General features: G+C 62.9%; 17 protein-coding genes, 1 tRNA gene and 3 pseudogenes. 11 read left to right on the top strand and 10 right to left on the bottom strand.

The genetic code is table 11. The features are described from left to right. On the top strand, window positions 1–168 hold the full coding sequence (locus J5X93_RS17220; protein ID WP_167358084.1) for a hypothetical protein: 168 nt from the start codon (window positions 1–3) through the stop codon (window positions 166–168). Between the two features lie 178 nt (window positions 169–346). Here the strand turns inward: J5X93_RS17220 and J5X93_RS17225 are convergent, their stop codons facing one another. Beyond that, the gene (locus J5X93_RS17225; RefSeq protein ID WP_182942697.1) at window positions 347–2,017 is read right to left on the bottom strand and encodes an AMP-binding protein; all 1,671 of its coding nucleotides are present in this window, start codon (window positions 2,015–2,017) and stop codon (window positions 347–349) included. Between the two features lie 239 nt (window positions 2,018–2,256). On the opposite strand from J5X93_RS17225, the gene J5X93_RS17230 reads away from it, so the two are divergent. The 4 genes from J5X93_RS17230 to J5X93_RS17245 all read left to right on the top strand — a co-directional run bounded on the left by J5X93_RS17230 (window position 2,257) and on the right by J5X93_RS17245 (window position 7,894). Continuing rightward, window positions 2,257–3,420: an isovaleryl-CoA dehydrogenase gene (locus J5X93_RS17230; protein ID WP_102082443.1), complete on the top strand. Its 1,164-nt coding sequence runs from the start codon at window positions 2,257–2,259 to the stop codon at window positions 3,418–3,420. 102 nt (window positions 3,421–3,522) lie between these two features. Continuing rightward, on the top strand, window positions 3,523–5,130 hold the full coding sequence (locus J5X93_RS17235) for a carboxyl transferase domain-containing protein (protein WP_102082444.1): 1,608 nt from the start codon (window positions 3,523–3,525) through the stop codon (window positions 5,128–5,130). 2 nt (window positions 5,131–5,132) lie between these two features. Beyond that, window positions 5,133–5,945: a gamma-carboxygeranoyl-CoA hydratase gene (locus J5X93_RS17240; RefSeq protein WP_043212070.1), complete on the top strand. Its 813-nt coding sequence runs from the start codon at window positions 5,133–5,135 to the stop codon at window positions 5,943–5,945. Further along, complete coding sequence (locus tag J5X93_RS17245; RefSeq protein ID WP_182942695.1) at window positions 5,942–7,894, top strand: acetyl/propionyl/methylcrotonyl-CoA carboxylase subunit alpha; 1,953 nt, start codon at window positions 5,942–5,944, stop codon at window positions 7,892–7,894. Before J5X93_RS17240 ends, J5X93_RS17245 begins: the two co-directional genes overlap by 4 nt. A gap of 47 nt (window positions 7,895–7,941) precedes the next feature. Here the strand turns inward: J5X93_RS17245 and J5X93_RS17250 are convergent, their stop codons facing one another. Further along, window positions 7,942–8,595 carry a LexA family protein gene (locus tag J5X93_RS17250; RefSeq protein ID WP_182943294.1) on the bottom strand — a complete coding sequence of 218 codons (654 nt, stop codon included), beginning with the start codon at window positions 8,593–8,595 and terminating at the stop codon, window positions 7,942–7,944. A 130-nt stretch (window positions 8,596–8,725) separates the two neighbouring features. On the opposite strand from J5X93_RS17250, the gene J5X93_RS17255 reads away from it, so the two are divergent. The 3 genes from J5X93_RS17255 to J5X93_RS17265 all read left to right on the top strand — a co-directional run bounded on the left by J5X93_RS17255 (window position 8,726) and on the right by J5X93_RS17265 (window position 11,243). Next, window positions 8,726–9,043, top strand: coding sequence for a hypothetical protein (locus J5X93_RS17255; RefSeq protein WP_043212074.1), 318 nt, complete (start codon window positions 8,726–8,728; stop codon window positions 9,041–9,043). Between the two features lie 432 nt (window positions 9,044–9,475). Continuing rightward, window positions 9,476–9,988, top strand: a complete 513-nt coding sequence (locus J5X93_RS17260) for a DUF4880 domain-containing protein (protein WP_182942693.1) — start codon at window positions 9,476–9,478, stop codon at window positions 9,986–9,988. 106 nt (window positions 9,989–10,094) lie between these two features. Further along, window positions 10,095–11,243: a M14 family metallopeptidase gene (locus J5X93_RS17265; protein WP_102082447.1), complete on the top strand. Its 1,149-nt coding sequence runs from the start codon at window positions 10,095–10,097 to the stop codon at window positions 11,241–11,243. Window positions 11,244–11,414: 171 nt separating this feature from the next. Here the strand turns inward: J5X93_RS17265 and J5X93_RS17270 are convergent. Then, window positions 11,415–11,489 (bottom strand) — tRNA-Gln (locus tag J5X93_RS17270). Between the two features lie 272 nt (window positions 11,490–11,761). Between J5X93_RS17270 and J5X93_RS17275 the strand changes: the two genes are divergently transcribed. Continuing rightward, window positions 11,762–12,004 (top strand): DUF465 domain-containing protein, encoded by a 243-nt coding sequence (locus tag J5X93_RS17275; protein WP_043212077.1) that lies wholly within the window; start codon window positions 11,762–11,764, stop codon window positions 12,002–12,004. Window positions 12,005–12,089: 85 nt separating this feature from the next. Here J5X93_RS17275 and J5X93_RS28595 read toward each other — a convergent pair. From J5X93_RS28595 to J5X93_RS17295, 5 genes and pseudogenes are all read right to left on the bottom strand, one after another. Next, a pseudogene (locus J5X93_RS28595) lies at window positions 12,090–12,608 on the bottom strand (methyl-accepting chemotaxis protein); the annotation flags it as partial. A 339-nt stretch (window positions 12,609–12,947) separates the two neighbouring features. After that, window positions 12,948–13,973 (bottom strand): annotated as a pseudogene (locus J5X93_RS28600) (HAMP domain-containing protein); the annotation flags it as partial. Between the two features lie 111 nt (window positions 13,974–14,084). Continuing rightward, entirely contained in the window at window positions 14,085–15,605 is a 1,521-nt protein-coding gene (gene exaC / locus J5X93_RS17285) for an acetaldehyde dehydrogenase ExaC (RefSeq protein ID WP_102082827.1), read from the bottom strand. 58 nt (window positions 15,606–15,663) lie between these two features. Next, on the bottom strand, window positions 15,664–16,491 hold the full coding sequence (phnX, locus tag J5X93_RS17290; protein ID WP_090346850.1) for a phosphonoacetaldehyde hydrolase: 828 nt from the start codon (window positions 16,489–16,491) through the stop codon (window positions 15,664–15,666). A gap of 112 nt (window positions 16,492–16,603) precedes the next feature. Beyond that, window positions 16,604–17,761, bottom strand: a complete 1,158-nt coding sequence (locus J5X93_RS17295) for a 2-aminoethylphosphonate--pyruvate transaminase (protein WP_102082618.1) — start codon at window positions 17,759–17,761, stop codon at window positions 16,604–16,606. A gap of 248 nt (window positions 17,762–18,009) precedes the next feature. On the opposite strand from J5X93_RS17295, the pseudogene zapE reads away from it, so the two are divergent. After that, window positions 18,010–19,083, top strand: a pseudogene (zapE, locus tag J5X93_RS17300) (cell division protein ZapE). Window positions 19,084–19,105: 22 nt separating this feature from the next. Here the strand turns inward: zapE and J5X93_RS17305 are convergent. Then, a complete protein-coding gene (locus J5X93_RS17305) occupies window positions 19,106–20,995 on the bottom strand; it encodes a propionyl-CoA synthetase (RefSeq protein ID WP_090346905.1) in 1,890 nt (629 codons plus the stop codon). A gap of 177 nt (window positions 20,996–21,172) precedes the next feature. On the opposite strand from J5X93_RS17305, the gene J5X93_RS17310 reads away from it, so the two are divergent. Continuing rightward, window positions 21,173–22,039, top strand: coding sequence for a LysR family transcriptional regulator (locus J5X93_RS17310; protein ID WP_090346853.1), 867 nt, complete (start codon window positions 21,173–21,175; stop codon window positions 22,037–22,039). Here the strand turns inward: J5X93_RS17310 and J5X93_RS17315 are convergent. Then, window positions 22,013–23,170, bottom strand: a complete 1,158-nt coding sequence (locus J5X93_RS17315) for an HPP family protein (protein ID WP_182815588.1) — start codon at window positions 23,168–23,170, stop codon at window positions 22,013–22,015. The two genes, J5X93_RS17310 and J5X93_RS17315, sit on opposite strands and share 27 nt — an antisense overlap. Between the last annotated feature and the right edge of the window lie 104 nt (window positions 23,171–23,274).

A 23,274-nucleotide genomic window follows, 5' to 3' on the forward strand; every position in this document is an offset into this window, starting at 1 on the left:
ATGAACATTCCCATTCCACCGGAGACGCCCGACCCGAACATCGACGACCCTACCCTGCCGCCGGGCGTGCCAGAGGAGGAGCCGGACGAGCTGCCGATCAAGCCGACCGTGCCGCCGACCGTGGGGGATCCGCCGAGCGAGGAGCCACCGGTGAAAGGCAAAGGATAGACAAGGACCGTGACAAGCACGGGATGGACAGTGGGAGCGGCAGCGAAACTGCCGCCCCTTTCGCAGGTAAGCCCGCTTGTGTCTTCGCAAGCGCGTTTTTTGTGGGAGCGGGTTTACACGCGAAGGTCACCGCAGCAAGACCATGACTCCCCCGCAACCAGGTGATACCGAGGACTGTTCAGAGATTGATCTCGGCGATGCTGATCTCGCGCATGCGGAACTTCTGCACCTTCCCGGTCACCGTCATCGGGAATTCCTCGACGAAGCGATAATGACGCGGCACCTTGAAATGCGCGATACGCGCCTTGCACCAACCCTGTAGCTCCTCGGCCGTGGCGCTGTGCCCGGGGTGCAGCTTGATCCAGGCCACTACCTCCTCGCCATAGCGGCTGCAGGGAATGCCGATCACCTGGGCATCGGCGACCGCCGGGTGGGTATAGAAGAACTCCTCCAGCTCGCGCGGGTAGATGTTCTCGCCTCCGCGGATAATCATGTCTTTGTTGCGCCCGACGATGCGCACATAGCCCTGCTCATCCATTACCGCCAGATCACCCGAATGCATCCAGCCAGCCGGGTCGATGGCATCCTGGGTGGCTTGCGGGTTGTTCCAGTAGCCGAGCATCACGCTGTAGCCGCGAGTGCACAGCTCGCCGATTTCGCCACGCGGGACGATGTTGCCGTGCTCATCCACCAGCTTGCTTTCCAGTTGTGGCTGGGTACGCCCGACCGTGGTCACGCGCAGCTCCAGCTCGTCGTCAGGACCGGTCTGCAACGACACCGGGCTGGTCTCGGTCATGCCGTAGGCGATCTGCACTTGGGCCATGTGCATCTGCCCGATCACCCGGCGCATTACCTCGATCGGGCAGGTGGCCCCGGCCATGATGCCGCTGCGCAGGCTGGAGAGGTCCAGCTCGGCGCGACCGGGGTGGTCAAGCATGGCGATGAACATGGTCGGCACGCCGTAGAGAATGCTGGCGCGCTCCTCGGCCACGGCGTGCAGGGTCAGGCCCGGGTCGAAGGCATCGTTGGGATAGATCATGGTGCTGCCATGGGTAACGCAGCCCAGATTGGCCATGACCATGCCGAAGCAGTGGTACAACGGCACCGGGATGACCATGCGGTCCTGTGCCGTCAGGCCCAGGCTTTCACCAACCATGTAGCCGTTGTTGAGGATGTTGTAGTGGCTGAGCGTGGCGCCTTTGGGCGCGCCGGTGGTGCCGGAGGTGTACTGGATGTTTACCGGCTGGTCGAATTGCAGGCTGCGCTGGCGGGCGTCGAAGGCCGCAAGGTCGGTTTGCCCTGCCCGCTCGATCAGCCGAGTCCAAGGCAGGAAACCGGACGGCGGGTTGACGGCCAGGCTAATCACCCCGCGCAGCGCCGGCAGCCGCTCGCTGGCCAGTTGGCCGGGCGCGTCGGTGCGCAGTTCTGGGGCCAGGTCCAGCAGCATGGCGTGGTAGTCAGAGGTCTTGAAGGCGTCGGCGCACACCAGCCAGCTGCAGCCTGACTGGCGCAGTACGTATTCCAGTTCACCGACCCGGTAGGCCGGGTTGATGTTGACCAGGATCGCGCCGACTTTGGCGCTGGCCAGTTGCAGGATGCACCACTGGGCACAGTTGGGCGCCCAGATCCCGACCCGGTCGCCGACCTGCACACCCAACGCCATCAGTGCCCGGGCGTGCTCATCGACAGTCTCGGCCAGCTGCCGCCAGCTGTAGCGCTGTCCTTGGTGGCGAACGACCAGGGCTTCGCCGTCGGGATAGCGAGCCACAGTCGCATCGAAGGCCTGGCCGATGGTCAGGGTCAACAACGGGCGGTCCTGGCGACCGCGGGTGTAGCTTGGTTGACTCATGGATGTCCCTTCTTGTGTTTGTTCTGGGCATGACTGAAGCAAGCGACGCTACTCTGGCGCAGATTTACGTTAACGTAAAGGTCACGAGCTGATTGACACCCTCAGTCGGCAGGTTTACGTTAACGTAAAGGTGAAAAATGACAACCGGCTTGTCGGCGTGACACCCATCCCGTGGGAGCGGTGGATAGCCCTTGAGCTACGGTGTAACCCAACGTCAATAACAAGAAGGTGCCCTCCGCATGCATTACCCCACCCTGAACTTCGCCCTGGGCGAAACCATCGACATGCTCCGCGACCAGGTGCGCACCTTCGTTGCCGCCGAACTGGCCCCCCGCGCGGCTCAGATCGACCAGGACAACCTGTTCCCCGCCGACATGTGGCGCAAGTTCGGCGACATGGGCCTGCTGGGCATCACCGTGCCAGAGGAATACGGCGGCGCCGGCCTGGGTTATCTGGCCCACGTGGTGTCGATGGAAGAAATCAGCCGCGGCTCGGCCTCGGTGGCCCTGTCCTATGGCGCCCACTCCAACCTGTGCGTCAACCAGATCAACCGCAACGGCACCCATGAGCAAAAGCTCAAGTACCTGCCTAAGCTGATCAGCGGCGAGCACATCGGCGCCCTGGCCATGAGCGAGCCCAACGCCGGCTCCGATGTGGTATCGATGAAGCTGCGCGCCGAGAAGCGCGGCGATCACTACGTACTCAATGGCAGCAAGACCTGGATCACCAACGGCCCTGACGCCAACACCTATGTGATCTACGCCAAGACCGACCTGGACAAGGGCCCCCATGGCATCACCGCGTTCATCGTCGAGCGCGACTGGAAAGGCTTCTCGCGCAGCAACAAGTTCGACAAGCTCGGCATGCGCGGCTCCAATACCTGCGAGCTGTTCTTCGATGGTGTGGAAGTCCCGGAGGAAAACATCCTCGGCCAGCTCAACGGCGGCGTGCGTGTGCTGATGAGCGGCCTGGACTACGAGCGCGTAGTCCTCTCCGGCGGCCCGACCGGCATCATGCAAGCCTGCATGGACCTGGTGGTGCCCTATATCCATGACCGCAAGCAGTTCGGCCAAAGCATCGGCGAGTTCCAGCTGATCCAGGGCAAGATCGCCGACATGTACACCCAGCTCAACGCCAGCCGCGCCTACCTGTATGCCGTGGCCCAGGCCTGCGACCGCGGCGAGACCACCCGCAAGGATGCCGCCGGGGTGATCCTCTATACCGCCGAACGCGCGACTCAGATGGCCCTGGAGGCGATCCAGATCCTCGGTGGCAATGGCTATATCAATGAATTCCCGGCAGGTCGACTGCTGCGCGACGCCAAGCTGTACGAAATCGGTGCTGGCACCAGCGAGATCCGCCGGATGCTCATCGGTCGCGAACTGTTCAACGAAACCCGCTGAAGCAGCTTCAAGCAGCAAGACAAACAGCGATGCGCGCTTGCAGTCACAACACTGAACATTCTTGCAGCTTGAAGCTTGAGGCTTGATTCTGCGCGAGGAGTCATGATGATCCTGAAGTCACAGTTGAACGTTAAATCACCAGAGTTCGCGCAGAACTGGAGCGCCATGGCGGCCCAGGTCCAGGCTCTGCGCACCCTGCTCGCCCAGGTCAACCAAGGCGGCGGCCCCAAGGCCCAGGAGCGGCATACTTCGCGAGGCAAACTGTTGCCACGCGAGCGCATCGATCGCCTGCTCGACCCAGGCTCGCCCTTCCTCGAGATCGGCCAGTTGGCCGCCCATGAGGTCTACGGCGAAGACGTACCCGCCGCGGGCGTGATCGCCGGCATCGGTCGTATCGAAGGGGTCGAGTGCATGATCGTAGCCAACGACGCCACGGTCAAAGGCGGCTCCTATTACCCGCTGACGGTGAAAAAACACCTGCGCGCCCAGACCATCGCATTGCAGAACCGCCTGCCCTGCATCTACCTGGTGGACTCCGGCGGCGCCAACCTGCCCCGCCAGGACGAGGTCTTCCCGGACCGCGAGCACTTCGGGCGGATTTTCTTCAACCAGGCCAACATGAGCGCGCAAGGTATCCCGCAGATCGCCGTGGTCATGGGCTCGTGCACCGCAGGCGGCGCCTATGTACCGGCCATGGCCGACGAAGCGATCATGGTGCGCCAGCAGGCGACGATCTTCCTCGCAGGCCCCCCTTTGGTGAAGGCTGCCACCGGTGAGGTGGTCAGCGCCGAAGACCTGGGAGGCGCCGACGTGCATTGCCGCACCAGCGGCGTGGCCGACCACTACGCCGACAACGATGAACATGCCCTGGCCTTGGCCCGGCGCAGCGTGGCCAATCTCAACTGGCGCAAGCTCGGCCACGTGCAGCGCCAGGCACCGATCGCCCCGCTGTACGACGCCCAGGAGCTGTACGGGGTGGTCCCCTCCGATGCCAAGCAACCATTCGACGTGCGCGAAGTTATCGCACGTCTGGTCGATGGTTCGGTGTTCGATGAGTTCAAGGCCTTGTTCGGTACCACACTTGTGTGCGGCTTCGCCCACCTGCATGGCTACCCGATGGCGATCCTGGCCAACAACGGCATCCTCTTTGCCGAGGCCGCGCAAAAAGGTGCGCACTTCATCGAGCTGGCCTGCCAACGCGGCATCCCGCTGCTGTTCCTGCAGAACATCACAGGCTTCATGGTCGGCAAGAAGTATGAAGAAGGCGGCATCGCCAAGCATGGCGCCAAGCTGGTGACCGCGGTGGCCTGTGCCCAAGTGCCGAAGTTCACCGTGATCATTGGCGGCAGCTTCGGTGCCGGCAACTACGGCATGTGCGGTCGCGCCTACGACCCGCGCTTCTTGTGGATGTGGCCCAACGCACGCATCGGCGTGATGGGGGCCGAGCAAGCTGCTGGCGTACTGGCCCAGGTCAAGCGCGAACAGAGCGAACGCGCCGGTACGGCTTTCAGCGCCGAGGAAGAGGCCAAGCTCAAACAGCCGATCCTCGACCAGTACGAACGCCAGGGCCACCCCTACTACTCCAGCGCACGGCTATGGGACGACGGCGTCATCGACCCGGCGCAGACCCGCGATGTGCTCGGCCTGGCGTTGTCCGCCGCGCTGAACGCCCCGATCGAACAGAGCCGCTTCGGCATTTTCCGGATGTGACCATGAACGATTTCAGCACCCTGGAAGTCATCAAGGACCCTCGCGGCTTCGCCACCTTGTGGCTGAGCCGCGAAGACAAGAACAATGCCTTCAACGCGCAGATGATCCGCGAACTGATCGTCGCCCTGGACCAGCTCGCCGAGGACGCCAGCCTGCGCTTTGTGCTGCTGCGCGGCCGCGGCCGGCATTTCAGCGCAGGTGCCGATCTGGCCTGGATGCAACAATCGGCACAGCTGGACTTCAACACCAATCTGGACGACGCCCGTGAGCTGGGCGAGTTGATGTACGCCCTGCACCGGCTCAAGGCTCCAACCCTGGCGGTGGTGCAAGGCGCAGCTTTCGGTGGTGCCCTGGGCCTGATCAGTTGCTGCGACATGGCCATCGGCGCCGAGGACGCACAACTGTGCCTCTCGGAAGTGCGCATCGGCCTCGCGCCAGCGGTGATCAGCCCGTTCGTGGTCAAGGCCATCGGCGAGCGCGCCGCCCGCCGCTATGCCCTGACCGCCGAGCGCTTCAGCGGCGTGCGCGCCCGTGAGCTGGGTTTGCTGGCCGAGGTCTACCCGGCCAACGAGCTGGACGCTCAGGTCGAGGCCTGGGTCGACAACCTGCTGCTCAACAGCCCCCAGGCCCTGCGCGCCACCAAGGATCTGCTGCGCGAAGTCGACGACGGCGAGCTGAGCCCGGCCCTGCGCCGCTACTGCGAAAACACCATCGCCCGCATCCGCGTCAGCCCGGAAGGCCAGGAGGGCCTGCGCGCCTTCCTGGAAAAACGCCGCCCCGCCTGGCAAGCCAACGAGAAGGAACCGCGCCCATGAGCCGTCCCACCCTGACCACCCTGCTGGTCGCCAACCGCGGCGAGATCGCCTGCCGGATCATGCGCACCGCCAAAGCCATGGGCCTGACCACGGTCGCCGTGCACAGCGCCACCGACCGCGATGCCCGCCACAGTCGCGAGGCAGATATCCGCATCGACCTGGGCGGCACCAAGGCTGCCGAAAGCTACCTGGTGATCGACAAACTCATCGCCGCCGCCAAGGCCAGCGGCGCCCAGGCCATCCACCCGGGCTATGGCTTCCTCTCGGAGAACGCAGGCTTCGCCCGCGCCGTCGAACAGGCCGGCCTGATCTTCCTCGGCCCACCGGCCAGCGCTATCGATGCCATGGGCAGCAAGTCGGCGGCCAAGGCGCTGATGGAAAGCGCCGGCGTCCCGCTCGTGCCGGGTTACCACGGCGATGCACAAGATCTGGAAACCTTCCGCGCCGCCGCCGAGCGCATCGGCTATCCGGTACTGCTCAAGGCCAGTGCCGGCGGTGGCGGCAAAGGCATGAAAGTGGTCGAGGAAGAAAGCCAACTGGCCGACGCCCTGGCCTCGGCGCAGCGCGAGGCGCAATCGTCGTTCGGCGATGCACGCATGCTGGTGGAAAAGTACGTGCTCAAGCCGCGTCATGTGGAAATCCAGGTGTTCGCCGACCAGCACGGCAATTGCCTGTACCTCAACGAGCGCGACTGCTCGATCCAGCGCCGTCATCAGAAAGTGGTCGAAGAAGCCCCCGCCCCAGGCCTGTCGCCTGAGCTGCGTCGGGCCATGGGCGAGGCGGCGGTGCGCGCCGCTCAGGCCATCGGCTATGTCGGTGCCGGTACCGTGGAATTCCTGCTCGATGCCCGTGGCGAGTTCTTCTTCATGGAGATGAACACCCGCCTGCAAGTCGAGCACCCGGTCACCGAAGCCATCACCGGCCTGGACTTGGTGGCCTGGCAGATCCGCGTGGCCTGTGGCGAACCTCTGCCGATCACCCAGGCTCAGGTGCCACTGATCGGTCATGCCATCGAGGTGCGGCTGTATGCCGAAGACCCCGCCAACGAGTTCCTGCCGGCCACCGGCACCCTTGCGCTGTACCGCGAATCGGCCCCAGGCGAAGGCCGCCGAGTGGACAGCGGCGTGAGCGAGGGGGATGCCGTCTCGCCGTTCTACGACCCCATGCTGGGCAAGCTGATCGCCTGGGGCGAAGACCGCGAACAGGCCCGTCTGCGCCTGCTGGCCATGCTCGACGAGTTCGCCATTGGCGGATTGAAGACCAATATTGCCTTCCTTCGCCGCATCCTGGCGCACCCGTCCTTCGCCGCGGCCGAACTGGACACGGGCTTCATTCCACGCCACCAGGCCGAGCTGTTGCCGGCCCCCGCTGCCTTGCCTGCGGCGTTCTGGCAAGCCGCCGCCGAGGCCTGGTTGCAGGGCAGTCCCACGCACCAGCGTCAGGACGATCCCGGCTCGCCCTGGGCCCGGCATGACGGCCTGCGCCTGGGCCTGCCGGCGCGTAGCAGCCTGCATCTGAGCAGTGGCGGACAGGACCAGGCCGTGGCGCTGGAATCCAGCGCTCCGTCCGCCTGGCAACTTCAGGGCGAGCAACTGTGCCATGAGCAGGACGGCCTGCGTCGCCGCTACCTGGCCATACGCCGAGGTGACGCGCTGTATCTGCAATGGAGTGGCGAAATGCATAGGGTCAACGCCTTCGACCCGATCGCCGAGGCCGAAGCCAGCCATAGCCATCAAGGCGGCCTGAGCGCCCCCATGAACGGCAGTATCGTACGTGTGCTGGTGGAGCCGGGCCAGGCCGTGGAGACTGGCACCGCGCTGATGGTGCTCGAAGCGATGAAGATGGAACACAGCATCCGCGCACCGCATGACGGCACGGTCAAGGCGCTGTTTTGTCAGGAGGGTGACATGGTCAGCGAAGGGGCGGTGCTGGTGGAATTGGCTGAGTAAACACAAAGGGGCCGCTGCGCGATGAATTGCGCAGCGGCCCCTGCCGATCAGAACTTGCCGTGCACGCGAACCACGACGCCGAGAAACTCGCAGCCCTCTTCGCACAGCACTGTGGGATACCGGGTATTGAGCGGCCTGAGCATCCGCTCTCCGCCTTCTTCGATCAATTGCCTCAACACCGCGGCCTTGCCCGGCTGACGAGCGATCACCAGCTTTCCAGGCGCCACCTCAAGCCCCGTATCCACGAGGATGAGCATTCCCTGGGGCACACTCATACCGCTTGCGGCATTCATCGAATCGTTTTCAACCGGCAGCCAGAATGCATTACCGGCTGGCATGTAGTCACTCTGCTCGTGCACTTCGGCGGTTTCGGGCAATTTGCCCTGTAGATCGCTCCAGGCCAGTACCGGAAGCCGAAAACTGGCATAGCGCAACGCTTCGCCCGATATTGGCCGCCCTGGCGCGTAGACCCCAGGTGCTTCACGCAACAGGTTGCGCTCCACCACCATGACTTGGGCTTGCAGATACACCAGCCCGAGTTTTTCCAATTTTTCGTTGATGGTCGCCAGCGTGGGTTTTCGGGTACCGCGCAACCAATGGCCTACGCCGCCCTGGGTCATGCCCAGACGTTCAGCGAGTTTGAGCTGGTTGAGCTTGTGTTCACGCTTGTAGCGCGCAAGAAATTCGTTCCAGTTTTCCATGGCGGAGAACAATACGGACTGCATCTGCCGCATCAATACACATCCTGAATTATCTTCAATGAGATAAATAATACACACTGACCTATGCTGCGTATTCACCACTCCCAAGTGAATATCAACAGGTATCAGGATGAAACCATCGAAAAACGACGAAACAGATCTCGACAGCGAAGCAGCCCGCCGCGCCCTGGACTACTACCTTAATCCCACGCCGCCCCGCCCCAATCTGGACAACAAGATCTGGACGCTACATGAAGGCGTAAGCGCCGCACAGGCCCGCGATCATGCCCTGGCGCTGTTGCGCTGCGCGGCGGCCACCGCGCACGAAACAGCCACTCACCAGCCCCAGGGCATGACCCGGGAGGTGATGTTCGCATTGATGCACATGATGAACATGGCCAGGGCGTTGCTGGAGCACGAGCAAGCGTCAGGAAAGACCGAGAGATGAGCAAGACGTGATGGCCGACGAGCGGTGAAGAACCCGTATTCCGGCTATCAGGGAGCCGCCCGGTAATATTTTTTTACCAGGAAGGGGAAAATTCATTTGACTGGCAAATGATAACGATTATTATTGCACTCAGCTGGTCGCAAGGCCTGCTGGATAACCTGGAAGCCCTTAGGTCGGACTCTCAGATTATCTCCTCATCAGGCTAATCACGGTTTTTGACCCGGCTTTTTGCCGGGTCATTTTTTTTGGCTCTTCAGGATAATGAAGATCGGTACCGCTTGATGGCCGCGAGGATAGCAAAGGTATGTCAAATCGTGAACGGGTGTTGCAGCGTTTTACGGAATCAGCACTTGAGAATCAATATCGTTAAGATTAATCTATTCGCGCATCACGGAAGATGCCCCCTACTCCATTTTGAGCATGGAGCTGTCCATGAACCGTCTATTGCTGCCTCTGGAACATGACACCGCCTTGCAGACGCCAACCGGCGACGCCCTGCTCCATGGCCTGCAGCGCTTGCCACGGCGCGTGCAACAGGTCTTTCTGCTCAACCGCCTCGACCAGCTGGACCTTGCGAACATCGCCCAGCGTCTCGACCTCCCGCTATTGGCCATCGAGCGCCACCTGAATCAGGCCTTGCAAACCACCTGCACTCCAGGCGACGCCCTCGCTCGCACTGCGGGGCAATGGTACATCCACTTGCAGAACCCCGAGGCCACCGCCTGCGAACGCATCGACTTTCGCCGCTGGCTCGACGCCGCCCCGGAACACCTGCAGGCTTTTCACGAGACCGAACTGCGATGGCGCAGCCTGCTCGCCCCTGCGCGCCAATTGGGCCATGACGGCTGGTACCGCCATGGCCGGGCAGCACTGTCGCTGGGCGGTTGTACGATCGTGGTCGGGTTGGGTGTGGCAGCCTTGGCCTTGCTCGGCTTCTTGACCTGAATCCCAGGCCATTGGGCAAGCAGTTCTTTCCTACAGGATTTAGTCGCCCAGCCTTCTGGCCAAGCGGTGTACAGTAACGCCACAACAAAGCCACAGGAGTCTGGCAATGACCGTGACGCTGTCCCCCCTGCAGATCGACTGCGATTTCGATTCCGGCAATATCCAGGTACTGGACACCCGCGACCCTAGCCGCGTGCGCTTGGCCATCCGCCCCGATACCAACAGTGGCCATTTCCAGTGGTTCCACTTCAAGGCCAGCGGCCTGACCCCGGGCCAGACCCACCGCTTCAGCCTCGATAACGCCAGCCAGTCCTCCTACAACAAGGCCTGGCACGGCTATCAGGCCGTGGCATCCTATGATCAACAGCACTGGTTTCGCATCCCCAGCCAGTTCGACGGCCAAGCCCTGGTGTTCGAACTTCAAGCCAAGGCTCCGCAGGCCTGGTTCGCCTATTTCGAACCCTACCCCCGCGCCCGCCACAACCAACTGATCGAACGAGCCAAGCAACTGCCGGCCGTCGAGCTGCTGGCCTGCGGTCGTAGCGTACAAGGCCGCGATATCCCGCTGTTGCGCGCAGGCGACGGCGCACCAGGCAAGCGCAAGCTGTGGCTGATCGCTCAGCAGCACCCTGGCGAGCACATGGCGGAATGGTTCATGGAGGGCGTCATAGACCGTCTGCAAGCCAACGACAGCACCGTCCAGTCACTGCTCGCGGCCGCCGACCTGTACCTGATCCCGAACATGAACCCTGATGGCGCCTTCCTCGGACATCTGCGCACCAATTTCAAGGGCAAGGACCTCAACCGCGCCTGGCAGGACGCCAGCGTCGAGCTCAGCCCCGAGGTCTTCTTCGCCCAGAGCCAGATGAAACAGCACGGGGTGGATGCGTTCATCGATGTGCATGGCGACGAGGAAATCCCACATGTCTTCACCGCCGCCTGCGAAGGCAACCCGGGCTACACGCCCCGCCTGGCGAAGCTAGAGGAGCAGTTCCGCTCCACACTGTGCAGCATCACACGGGACTTCCAGGCCGTGCACGGCTATACCCGCGACGAGCCCGGTCAGGCCAACATGACACTGGCCTGCAACGCCGTCGGCCAAGCCTATGATTGCCTTTCACTGACGCTGGAGATGCCGTTCAAGGATCACGACGATGCGCCCAACGCCATTACCGGCTGGTCGGGCGAGCGATCCAAAGCGCTGGCTGGCGCCGTGTTGGAAACCTTGGAGAAGATGGTCAAGGAATTGCGCTGAAGCATTCTGGCCCTATCGCGGGACGAGCCCGCTCCTACAGGGAGCAGCCTTGTGCTTGTTCCGCGATGGCAGCCGGATAAGCGCCACGAGCCTCAATCGCTATACGAGCGAAAGACACTAGAAGACAGTGCGCCAAGGCAAAGAGGAATATCGAGAAGAGATGTGAAGAAATGGCAGGGGCGGCTGGATTCGAACCAACGCATGGCAGGATCAAAACCTGCTGCCTTACCGCTTGGCGACGCCCCTGTATCGGATGCGACGAGTGCATGAGCACTGTCGTTCTGACGGTTCGCTGACAACGACGTTGAGCCGCTGTGCTGGAATGGCCGGCACTATACCAACACTCGATTCACCTGGGAACCCCCGGAATGAAAAAAATTGCCTTAAAACAGCAAGTTAGTCTTCCCCGCTGATTCCTGCCCTGGCCATCCGTCGTATTTTTTGCGCCTCGCTTTAACAACCGCGTGTTCGCCCCTTCCAATCAGGTAAGAAAACCTGCGCATTACAAGGAGGGCCCCATGCCAGTTTCCCACGACCTGTACCAGGACCTGCACTATCCCCGCGAAATCGTCCAGCAGCGGCGCCAACAGGACAAAGAGCTGGACCGGCTGCTGGATGAATATGTGGATATCGACAATCAGGTTTTGGCGGCCGAATCGATCTCGGCAGGCATTGCCGATGACGACGACCTGCGGCGCCTCAAGGAAAGGCGCCTGGCGGTCAAATACATGATAGAGCGACAACTCGAGCGTAAGGCGTGAGCCCTGTGGGGCTGCTTCGCAGTCCCTGCCAGTTGAAGACGGTCGCACCGTGCTCCTTACACGATGCAGAGAGTTGTCAGGCCGCTCATATCCGGAAGCGGCTGAGCAGGCGGTCCTGTTGACTTACATGGTCGACCATCACCGAGCACTGGCTGACTTGCTGCCGCGCACCGCCGGACACTTCCAGGCCGATGTCGCGAATGTTGGTGGTGTTGCGGTTGATCTCTTCGCTGGTGGCGCTCTGCTGCTCGGCAGCGGCGGCGATCTGCAGGTTCATGTCGTTGATGCGGTAGATCGCCTCGCGAATGCGGCCGAGGGTCTCATTGGCCGCATTGGCATCCTCGGCAGTCTTGCTGGCGGCATCACGACTTTGCTGCATGCGCATCTGGGCCTGGCGCACACCCGCTTGCAACTGGTCGATCATCAGGCGGATCTCCTGGGTCGATTGCTGGGTGCGCGAAGCCAGCGAACGCACCTCATCGGCCACCACGGCGAATCCGCGCCCGGACTCCCCGGCACGCGCGGCCTCGATCGCGGCGTTGAGTGCGAGCAGGTTGGTCTGGTCGGCAATGCTGGTGATGACCGAGAGGATCGACTCGATGCTGTGGCTTAGGGTGGACAACTCGTTGATGGCCTGCCCGGTGGTGTTCATTTCCTCGGCCAGGCCGTTGATGGCCCCGGTCGAGCGCAACACCAGCGCCACGCCGCTCTCAGTCTGATCGTGTGCGGCCACCGCGGCTTGGGCAGCGGCCTGGGCATTGCGCGCCACGTCCTCGGCGGTGGAGGCCATTTCGTTCATGGCGGCGGCGAGTTGATCGAGCTCCTGCAACTGCAATTGCACGCGGCTGGCCGCCTGGTTTGCCTCGTGGGAAGTAGCCGAGGTGCTCTCGCGCACCTGTTGCGAGGTCTGCTGCACATCGCCGATCAACGTCTTGAGGTTGCCCAGGAATTGATTGAACTCCACCGACACCAGCGCCACTTCATCGTTGCCGGACACCGGTAGTTGACGCGTCAGGTCGCCGTTACCACGGTTCATGTCGGCGAGCGAGGCCTTGAGCCGATCCAAGGGTAACAACAAGCGCCGCACTAACAGGCCCAGCACCAGCAGGCTCAGAAGCACACCCAATCCGGTGCCGACTGCCGCTCGCCAGGTCAGTTGATGACTGGCGGCCATGACGATGCCTTCATCCAGTACCACGCCGATGTACCAGTGCATGCCTTGGAGGTTGGACAACGGAATGAACGACACCAGCAAGGACTTGCCATCCACCTCGATCGACTGAAGCTGGCTTTCCAAAGGCGGCTGTGCGCCGCCGAACAACGCGCTGTAGGGCTTGCCGTTGAGCTGGGCATCGGGGTGGGAAATGATGTTGCCGTTCTGGTTCAGCAAGAAGGCATAGCCCGCGCCGCTGAAGTCCAGGGTATTGATGGCCTCGGTGACGGTGTCGAGATGGATATCGCCGCCCAGCACACCGGCAAACCGCCCATCGTCTGTGATTCTGCTGACAGCCGAGATCAACACTTTCCCCGTTGAGGAATCCTGATAGGGCTCGGTCAGCACTGCCTGGCTGCTCCCCTCCCCGGTCGCATACCAAGGACGCGTGCGACCGTCATAACCTGGCTTGGGTTTCCAGGTATCCAGGTCGCCAATGGGTTTGCCATCGACCTGCAGGGCACCGAACACCAGTGCGAACTCCTGCTTCAACAAAGGTGAATCGGTGATGCGCTGGACGGTTTGCTGGCTGACGGGGCTGGCGATGGATTGGACCGTCAAATCCATCAGGTGCAGCTTGCCGTTGAGCCAGTTCTCGATCTGCCTTGCAACGGCCGTGCTTGATTCGAGGATGCTTTCTCCCGCTTGCGTGCGCAGCACCGTGCGCACCTGGCTGACCTGGGCCAAGGACAACAGGCTGGTGGTGATCAACAACACACAGGCAGCGGCGAGGCTGACCTTGTACCGGATTTTCATCAAGACTCCACGAGAAATCGTTAAGGCGGTGATAACTTTTTCGCGGGTAAACCCAGCCCCACAGCACAAGCACTGCAGAAGCAGGTTCACCCGCGAAAAAGGCAACGCGATTTAGAAGAAGCCCAGCGGATTGATGTCGTAGCTCACCAGCAGGTTCTTGGTCTGCTGGTAGTGGTCGAGCATCATCTTGTGGGTTTCACGGCCGACACCGGACTTCTTGTAGCCCCCGAACGCAGCGTGAGCCGGGTACAGGTGGTAGCAGTTGGTCCATACGCGACCGGCCTTGATGCCGCGGCCCATGCGGTAGGCGCGGTTGATGTCGCGGGTCCATACGCCGGCGCCGAGGCCGAACTCGGTGTCGTTGGCGATCGCCAGGGCTTCGGCTTCGTCCTTGAAGGTGGTGACGCTGACCACCGGGCCGAAGATCTCTTCCTGGAACACGCGCATCTGGTTGTTGCCCTTGAGCAGGGTCGGCTGGATGTAATAGCCGGTGGCCAGGCTGCCTTCGAGTTTCTCCACCTTGCCGCCGGTCAGCAGCTCGGCGCCTTCCTTCTGGGCGATGTCCAGGTACGAGAGGATCTTCTCGAACTGCTGCTGGGAGGCCTGGGCGCCGACCATGGTGTCGGTGTCCAGCGGGTCGCCGCGCTTGATCTGCAGGACCTTTTTCATCACCACTTCCATGAACTGCGGGTAGATCGACTCCTGCACCAGGGCGCGCGATGGGCAGGTGCACACCTCGCCCTGGTTGAAGAACGCCAGCACCATGCCTTCGGCGGCCTTGTCGATGAAGGCAGGCTCGGCCTGCATGATGTCCTCGAAATAGACGTTCGGCGACTTGCCGCCCAGCTCCACGGTGGACGGGATGATGTTCTCGGCGGCGCATTTCATGATGTGCGAGCCGACCGGGGTGGAGCCGGTGAAGGCGATCTTGGCGATGCGCTTGCTGGTGGCCAGGGCTTCACCGGCCTCGCGGCCGAAGCCTTGCACCACGTTGAGCACGCCCTTGGGCAGCAGGTCGCCGATCAGTTCCATCAGCACGGCAATGCCCAGCGGGGTCTGCTCGGCGGGCTTGAGCACCACGCAGTTACCGGCGGCCAGCGCCGGCGCGAGCTTCCAGGCGGCCATCAGCAGCGGGAAGTTCCATGGGATGATCTGCCCGACCACGCCCAGCGGCTCGTGGATGTGATAGGCCACGGTGTTTTCGTTGATTTCGGCGGCGCCGCCTTCCTGGGCGCGGATGCAGCCGGCGAAGTAGCGGAAGTGATCGACCGCCAGCGGGATGTCGGCGTTGAGGGTTTCGCGGATCGGCTTGCCGTTGTCCCAGGTTTCGGTGATGGCCAGGATCTCCAGGTTCTGCTCGATGCGGTCGGCGATCTTGAGCAGCACATTGGAGCGCTCTTGCACCGAGGTGCGGCCCCAGGCGTCGGCGGCGGCGTGGGCGGCATCCAGGGCTTTGTCGATGTCTTCGGCAGTAGAGCGTGGGAATTCGGCGATCGGCTGGCCGTTCACCGGAGAGGTGTTGGTGAAGTATTCACCCTTGACCGGAGGAACGAACTCACCGCCGATGTAGTTGCCGTAGCGGCTCTTGAAGGAAATTTTCGCGCCTTCGGTACCCGGATGTGCGTAACGCATGGTGTGTCTCCTGGCTCTAGCTCGTAGGGGTTGTGAGTGTGGTGTCGTTGTGCGCCGCTCAATAGGCTTGCGGTGTTTCACCCCGGGCCAGACGCTGGTTGATGTCGTCGATCACCCCTGGCAAATCGGCGATGGTGTCGATCAGGTAGTGTGGACGGGACGGCTCGAACATCTTGACGATGCGCGCGCGCTCCTCGGCCAGTTTGGCCGCCGGCAACGACTTGTAGGCCTGGTAGGACAGGCCCAGGGCATTGCCCGAGCAGGTAAGGGCTACGGTCCACATGCCGGCGCGACGGCCTTCGAGGATGCCCGGCCAGGTGTCGTCGACCTTGACGCAGGCGGCGACGTCATCGATGCCCAAGGCAATCACGTTGGCCAGAGCCTGGGCGGGCCATGGTCGGCCATTGGGTGTTTCGTCAGTGGCCACCACATGATCGGCGACATAACCGTTGTGCTTGGCCAGTTCCACAACCTTGTCCATCACCACTTTCGGGTAGCCGGAACAGGAGCCGATCTTGAGCCCCTTGTCACGCACCGCTGCGATGGCCTCAAGGGCACCCGGGATCAGCGCCGAATGCATGGCGATCTTCTCGATCTGCAGGGGCATGAAGCGCTCGTAGATGGCTGTGACGTCGTCGTCGGTCGGTGTACGACCGAACACCTTGCGGTAGCGCTCAGCAATCTCGGGCACATCGCACAGGGTACGGATGTGATCCCACTTGCCCATGCCCATCGGGCCACGGGCTTCGTCCAGGGAAACGCTCACACCGAATTCGGCGAAGGCTTCGACGAAGATCTGGGTGGGCGCGAACGAGCCGAAATCGACGACGGTACCGGCCCAGTCGAGAATCGCGGCTTGCAACGAGGAAGGCTGTTCGTAGTGCATCGTGGTGGCTCCGGAAATCGCTAACAGGCACCCAAGATCCGCGCAAGGAATCCAGGTCAACGGTATGGGAAAGCGTCGAGGCAGCTAAGCGTGCCGCCTCGACAGGGCCGACTCAGGCAGCTGGACGTTGCATGTCCACGCCCATCGCCAGAAGAGCGTCGGCGATGGCACGCAGCAGTTGGTGAACGATGTGTTCGTCGATCTGGCCGATGCAGCCGATGCGGAAGCTTTCGGCCACGGTCAGCTTGCCGGGGTAGATGATGAACTGGCGGGCCTTGAGTTCGTCGTAGAAACGCTTGAAGTCGAAATTCGGATGCTCAGGGCTGAAGAACGTGGTGATGATCGGCGACAGCCAGCAGTCTTCAAGCAAGGTCTTGAAGCCTAGCTCGCGCATGCCGGCCACCAGCACATCGCGATTGCGCGTGTAGCGCGCTTGCCGGCCCGCCACGCCACCTTCGGCACGGTGCTGCTCCAAGGCCTTGTGGAAGGCCACCACGCTGTGGGTCGGCGGAGTGAAGCGCCATTGTCCGGTGCGCTCCATGTAGGCCCACTGCTCGAACAAGTCCAGACTCAGGGAGTTGGCGCGGCCCTTGGCGGCCTCCAGCACACTGCGACGGATAATCACGAAGCCAAAACCCGGGATGCCTTCGATGCATTTGTTGGCAGACGAGACCAGCACATCGAAGGCGATGTCCTGAACGGTCAGGGGCACGGCGCCGAAGGAACTCATGGCATCGACGATCAGGCTCTTGCCATGGGCCTTGACCACGTCGGCGATGGCGCGCAGCGGGTTGAGGATGCCGGAGCTGGTCTCGCAGTGGACGATGAAGACGTTGGTGACGTCCGGGTTGGCCTTGAGCAGCGCATCGACTTCATCCGGCTGGGGCGGCAGGTAGTCGCCCTTGTCCAGGGTGATGTAGGCGCGCTCGAGGTATTCGAGGGTCTTGCTGGCGCGCTGGCCGTAGGCACCATTCATCAGGACCAGGGCCTTGCCGTCCTTGGGGATGGCCGTGGCCAGGGCCGCCTCGACCGAATAACTGCCGCTGCCTTGCAGCGGGACGCAGGCGAAGCTGTCATCCTCCACGCCGGCCATGCTCAACAGTTGCTGACGAACCTCGGCCGTGACCCGATTGAAATCACCGTCCCATGAGCCCCAGTCGCGCAGCATGGCCTCTTTGGTGGCCTTGGAGGTGGTAAGCGGGCCTGGCGTCAGCAGGTAGGGCTCACCCAGGGCTGGCGGGGCGAGCGGGAGGGCTTCGGCTTTGGTCATGATCTTCTCCGGCGGTTTTGATTTTGTGAAGGAGTGATGCATGAGCGCATGGAAGCAATTTGCACTGGATAAGAAAAATCGATTTATCGTATTTCACAAATAAGCTTTGTTTATTTATCGCAGTTTCCAACGCCTTCAGCGCCTAGACCCATCGCATTTCACGATCATCCCTAGGCATATTCTCGATTGCTCACAGCGCCAGCCTCCTGCAAGCTGCCCTGCCCGCCTTCGCAACGAGGAACCCGCACGTGTCCGCCTGGCTTCCGATGCCGCTACGTCATTTCAAGCAGCGCTTGCGCAACGAGTCGCCCACTGACAACAGACTCCTGGCGTTCTTTCAGGACAAGGCCGACAGCCGCGGCTACCAGCTGAGCGACGGGCAACGTCGCGTCATCCAGGCCATGGCCGAACAACTGGCCCTGCTGTAACAAGGCCAGGCGCGCAGTCTCTACCTGCATGGCTCGGTGGGGCGTGGCAAGAGTTGGCTGCTCGACGGGTTCTTCCAGGCCGTGCCGGTCGAGGCAAAGCGCCGCCTGCACTTTCACGATTTCTTCGCCCGCCTGCACCAGGGCATGCACCGCAACCGAGCGCTGAATGATGCCTTGGGCGCAACGCTGGACGAACTGCTCGATCACTGCCAAGTGCTGTGTTTCGATGAATTCCATGTCCATGACATCGGCGATGCCATGCTGCTCACCCGCCTGTTCAACGCTCTGTTCGACCGCGGCGTGTGCCTGCTGGTGACCTCCAATTACGCCCCCGAGGGGCTGCTGCCCAACCCGCTGTATCACGAGCGCTTCCTGCCGGTGATCCGCCTGATCCACAGCCGCATGCAGGTGCTGGAAGTCGGCGGTGACACGGACTTTCGCAGCCTGCCGGCGAACCGCGCGCATCAGCGCTTCACCCAAGGGCATTACCTGTGGCCTGGCGATGCCAACCAGCGCCAGAGCCTGGCGCTTCCGGTCGCGCAGCCAGTCCTGCTGGAGGTGAACAAACGCAACCTGCGCGCCCTGGCCAGCCAGGGACGAGCGGTGATGTTCGCCTTTGCCGACCTGTGCGAACAGGCCACAGCGGTAATCGACTATCTGGCGTTGGCCGAGCGATTCGACGCGTGGATCATCGACGGGCTGGACGACCTGTCCGAATGCTCGCTGGCCGCGCAGCAACGCTTCGTCAATCTGGTGGACGTGCTGTACGACCAGGACAAGACCGTGACAGTGATCGGCAAGCGGCCGCTGGCAGAGAGCCTGGGCGGCTCACTCGCCGACCTGATGCGTACCCGCAGCCGCCTGGGGCAACTGCATCAGGTCGGGCCTGACTGAGCGCACGCTTCGCACTGCCCAGTCAACTCGCCCTGGGCAGATCCGCCAATACCCCTTCGATTTCAACGAGCACCGCCGGATCGTCCAGCGTCGAAGGCGGCACGTAGTCCTGGCCATCGGCGATCTTGCGCAGCACCGCGCGCAGGATCTTGCCCGAACGGGTCTTGGGCAGGCGCTTGACCAGACGCACGCGGTTGAAACACGCCAAGGCGCCAATGTGCTCGCGCACGCTGGCCACCAGCTCTGCCTGCAACTGCTGCTCGCCGATCCCATCGCCGTCCTTGAGCACTACCAGCGCCAGCGGTACCTGGCCCTTGATCTCGTCATGAACGCCGATCACTGCGCATTCGGCCACCGCCGGATGGCGGGCGACCAGGTCTTCCATTTCACCCGTGGACAGGCGATGGCCCGAGACGTTTATGACATCGTCAGTGCGCCCCATGATGTAGACAAAGCCGTCATCGTCCAGGTAACCGCCGTCACCGGTGTGGTAGTAACCCGGGTGGGGGTGCAGGTAAGCCTGCAGGTAACGCTCGTGATCACCCCAAAGGGTCTGGCTGCAACCGGGCGGCAAGGGCAAGGCAATGACGATCGCGCCCTGCTCGTTCGGCCCCAACAGTCGGCCCTCGTCATCGAGCACCTGCACGTTGTACCCCGGCACCGCACGATTGCTCGAGCCTGGCCGCGCCGCGCTGCCCTCCAGGCCGACGCAGGGCGCGGTGACCGGCCAGCCCGTCTCGGTCTGCCACCAATGGTCATGCACCGGTTTGCCGCTGACCCGCTCCAGCCATTGATGGGTGCTCGAATCCAGTTTCTCCCCGGCCAGGAACAACTGGCGCAGCGAGCTCAAATCATGACGACGGATCAGCGCTCCGTCCGGGTCTTCCTTGCGGATCGCCCGCATGGCGGTGGGGGCGCAGAACAGGCCATTGACCTGGTACTGCTCAACCACGCGCCAATAGGCCGAGGCGTCCGGGGTGCGAATGGGCTTGCCTTCGTAGAACACTGTGGTGCAGCCATTCATCAACGGCCCATAGACGATCAGCGAATGCCCGACCACCCAACCCACGTCCGAAATGCCCCACCACACGTCCCCAGCCTGCATACCGTAGATGTGCCGCATGGCATAGCACAGGGCGACTGCGTTACCGCCGTTCTCGCGCACGATGCCCTTGGGTTTTCCGGTGGTGCCGGAGGTGTACATGATGTAGAGCGGATCACCCGCCTCCAGCTCCACCGAGGGCACCGGGTCGACACCGGCCTGCGCCTGCTGCCAGTCCAGATCGCGTCCCGGCTGCAGGGTGGCGTGGGCCTGCGGGCGTTGCAGCACCAGGACATGACGCGGCTGGTGCCTGGCCAGTTGCAAGGCGCGATCGACTAGCGGCTTGTATTCGATCACCCGGTCGAACTCCAGGCCGCAGGAGGCGGTGAGCAGCAGCGTGGGTCGGGCGTCATCGATGCGCAGGGCCAGTTCGTTGGCGGCAAAGCCGCCGAACACCACCGAGTGCACGGCACCGATTCGCGCGCAGGCCAGCATGGCCATGGCGGCCTGGGGCACCATGGGCATGTAGATGATCACCCCATCGCCCTTGCCCACGCCCAGCTGCCGGAGCAGGCCGGCCAGGCGGGCCACTTCATCTCGCAACTGGTGGTAGGTGAAGGTCTGTTGCACGCCGGTCACCGGCGAGTCGTAGATCAACGCCAGCTGGTCGCCGCGGCCCTGCTCGATCTGATGGTCCAGGGCCAGGTGGCAGCTGTTCAGGCGGCCATCGGCGAACCAACGGTGGGTGCCGTCGGGGTTCTCCTGCAGGGTCAGCGAAGGCTTGCGATGCCAGGCCAGGTGTTCGGCCTGTTCGGCCCAGAAGGCAGCGGGGTCGGCGATGGAGTGGGCGTAGCTGTGCTGGTAGGTCATGGCGATTTGCAACCCGGTACTTGTTGTTATTGAAGGGCGAACCCCGAGTATGGACCGGTACCCCGCGCCCGCCATCGGACTTAAGTCGCAACCGATATGCAAGATTGCACGGGGTTGTCGCCCCGCTACAGCACGAGGCCTAGAATAGGGCTTCTCGTGAGCCAAAGAGCCGTTTCAATGGATATCGACCAGGCCCGTACCTTCCTGGAAATCGTGCGCTGCGGCAGCCTCGTCGCCGCCGCCGAACGCCTGTTCGTATCGCAGACGGCCATCAGCGCGCGGGTACAACGCCTCGAGCAGCAACTGGGCTGCCAGTTGTTCATCCGCAGCCGCAACGGCGCAACCCTCACCAGCGACGGCGAGGCGTTCATCATCTACGCAAACCAGATGGTGCAGACCTGGGAGGCCGCCCGCCGCGACCTGCCGCTGCCCCAAGGATGCCAGCAAGTGCTGCACGTGGGGGGCGAGGTGAGCCTGGCCAACCCGATGATGCTCGCCTGGGTCAGCGCCCTGCACCGGGAATTGCCCAGCCACGCCATCCGCAGCGAGGTGAGCGATGGCGAGTCGTTGCTGCGCAAGGTGGAAATGGGCCTGCTCGATGCCGCGCTGGTGTACCAGCCGACCTACGGCCCGGGGCTGCAGGTGGAGCAATTGATGGAGGAAAAGCTGATCCGCGTGCGCCGGGTCGGTCAACCCGAGCCCTATATCTACATCGACTGGGGCGAGGCCTTCCGTCGCCAGCATGATGCCGCCCTGCCCGACTGCGCACGCCCGGCGCTGAGCTTCAACCTGGGCCCCTTGGCGTTACAGTTCATCCTCGAGCAAGGGGGTAGCGGCTATTTCCGGACGCGGGTGGTGCAAGCCTATCTGGAAAAAGGCGTGGTCGAGCGGGTTCCACAGGCGCCGGAATTCACCTACCCGACCTTTCTTGTCTACGCCCGCAAGCGCGACAGCGAGGCCTTGCAGCAAGCCTTCAATGTGCTGCGCCGGCTGGTGGCCACCGGTGATAGCGATTGGTCACAGCGCTGGGACCCGATTATCTGAACGTTGCGCGGCGGCGTTGAGCAGGTGCCGCTTGAGCCCGGCGATAAGATCGGTCTGGGTGATCACGCCGACCAACTTGTCATCCTCGAGCACCGGCAGGCAATGCAGGCCCTGCTCGCTGAGCAACGGCAACAGGCGATCGAGCGGATGCTGGCTGCTGACACTGATGACCCGGCGGCTCATCACCTGCTCCATACGCACCACCGGGCGACGGAACAGCCCACGCCAACTGAAACGTGCTCGGGCCATGGCCGGGCCGACCAGGTCGCTGAGGCTGACAATGCCCACCAAACGCCCTCCTTCCAGTACAGGCAGGGTCTTGAGCTGGTGGTTGGCAAGCATCTTCCAGGCCTGCTCCAAGGTGGTGGCCGGCGACGCGAACTGCACGTCACGGGACATCACCGAGGCCGCGGTGATACCGCCCAGGCTGCGTTGCAGGGCATGCTGCTCGGTGGCCAGGATGATGCGCTCGAGCTCATCGCGCGTAACATCGACGAACTCGCCCAATTCTTCCAAGGCGACATCCAGGTCTTCGCTGTTCACCCCGACCCGCTCGCTGGGCAGCGGATCGTGGGTGTGGTGCAGGTCTTTGCGCGGCAACGGGCCCTTGGGGTAGCGCACGCCGGTGAGACGGTTGTAGAGCACCGCCACGACAATCAGGATCAAAGCATCGAGCACGATCGGCTCGAGCAGATGGTTGCCCAGGGCCGTCAGCCCCGGGTCCGCCAGCACGGCACCTACCGCCACCCCGCCACCTGGAGGGTGCAGGCAGCGTAACAGGCACATCATCACGATCGACAGGCCCAGGGCGCTGGCTGCGACCCACAGTTCAGTGCCCAGGTAATGACGCATCACCAAGCCCACGATACAGGCCACGGCATAGCTGCCCAGCACCGGCCACGGCTGGGCCAACGGCCCGGAATGCACCGCGAACACCAGCACTGCCGAGGCGGCCAGGGGGCCGAGCAGGTGCAGGGCGACCGAGGGACCATAGGCCAGGCTGACGAGGGTTCCGGCAAGCAGCAGGCCAAGCAGCGCGCCAAGGCCAGCACGCAACCATTCTTTGGGAGGGATGTTCAGGGGCGCAGGCAATAAGCGCTGCAGACGGTTTTCGGGACGCGAGGCAGACATCAGGGCAGTCGATCGTGTTCTTCTTGATTTGAAAAGAAAGCCCAGCCGAACGGGCCTGGGCTTGTATTGCCAATGCAATAGCTTAATGGCTCCGTCCCTGGAGA

This window comes from Pseudomonas sp. BYT-1 (genome assembly GCF_023611805.1).
In the GTDB taxonomy this organism is placed as follows: Bacteria; Pseudomonadota; Gammaproteobacteria; order Pseudomonadales; family Pseudomonadaceae; genus Aquipseudomonas; species Aquipseudomonas guariconensis.

Bases quoted from the DNA above. Each gene is read 5' to 3' on its own strand.
- J5X93_RS17315 (WP_182815588.1), bottom strand. From the start codon at position 23,170: ATGTCTGCCTCGCGTCCCGAAAACCGTCTGCAGCGCTTATTGCCTGCG.
- J5X93_RS17250 (WP_182943294.1), bottom strand. From the start codon at position 8,595: ATGGAAAACTGGAACGAATTTCTTGCGCGCTACAAGCGTGAACACAAG.
- J5X93_RS17295 (WP_102082618.1), bottom strand. From the start codon at position 17,761: ATGACCAAAGCCGAAGCCCTCCCGCTCGCCCCGCCAGCCCTGGGTGAG.
- J5X93_RS17245 (WP_182942695.1), top strand. From the start codon at position 5,942: ATGAGCCGTCCCACCCTGACCACCCTGCTGGTCGCCAACCGCGGCGAG.
- J5X93_RS17305 (WP_090346905.1), bottom strand. From the start codon at position 20,995: ATGACCTACCAGCACAGCTACGCCCACTCCATCGCCGACCCCGCTGCC.
- J5X93_RS17230 (WP_102082443.1), top strand. From the start codon at position 2,257: ATGCATTACCCCACCCTGAACTTCGCCCTGGGCGAAACCATCGACATG.
- phnX (WP_090346850.1), bottom strand. From the start codon at position 16,491: ATGCACTACGAACAGCCTTCCTCGTTGCAAGCCGCGATTCTCGACTGG.
- exaC (WP_102082827.1), bottom strand. From the start codon at position 15,605: ATGCGTTACGCACATCCGGGTACCGAAGGCGCGAAAATTTCCTTCAAG.
- J5X93_RS17255 (WP_043212074.1), top strand. From the start codon at position 8,726: ATGAAACCATCGAAAAACGACGAAACAGATCTCGACAGCGAAGCAGCC.
- J5X93_RS17235 (WP_102082444.1), top strand. From the start codon at position 3,523: ATGATGATCCTGAAGTCACAGTTGAACGTTAAATCACCAGAGTTCGCG.
- J5X93_RS17220 (WP_167358084.1), top strand. From the start codon at position 1: ATGAACATTCCCATTCCACCGGAGACGCCCGACCCGAACATCGACGAC.
- J5X93_RS17275 (WP_043212077.1), top strand. From the start codon at position 11,762: ATGCCAGTTTCCCACGACCTGTACCAGGACCTGCACTATCCCCGCGAA.
- J5X93_RS17240 (WP_043212070.1), top strand. From the start codon at position 5,133: ATGAACGATTTCAGCACCCTGGAAGTCATCAAGGACCCTCGCGGCTTC.
- J5X93_RS17310 (WP_090346853.1), top strand. From the start codon at position 21,173: ATGGATATCGACCAGGCCCGTACCTTCCTGGAAATCGTGCGCTGCGGC.
- J5X93_RS17225 (WP_182942697.1), bottom strand. From the start codon at position 2,017: ATGAGTCAACCAAGCTACACCCGCGGTCGCCAGGACCGCCCGTTGTTG.
- J5X93_RS17265 (WP_102082447.1), top strand. From the start codon at position 10,095: ATGACCGTGACGCTGTCCCCCCTGCAGATCGACTGCGATTTCGATTCC.
- J5X93_RS17260 (WP_182942693.1), top strand. From the start codon at position 9,476: ATGAACCGTCTATTGCTGCCTCTGGAACATGACACCGCCTTGCAGACG.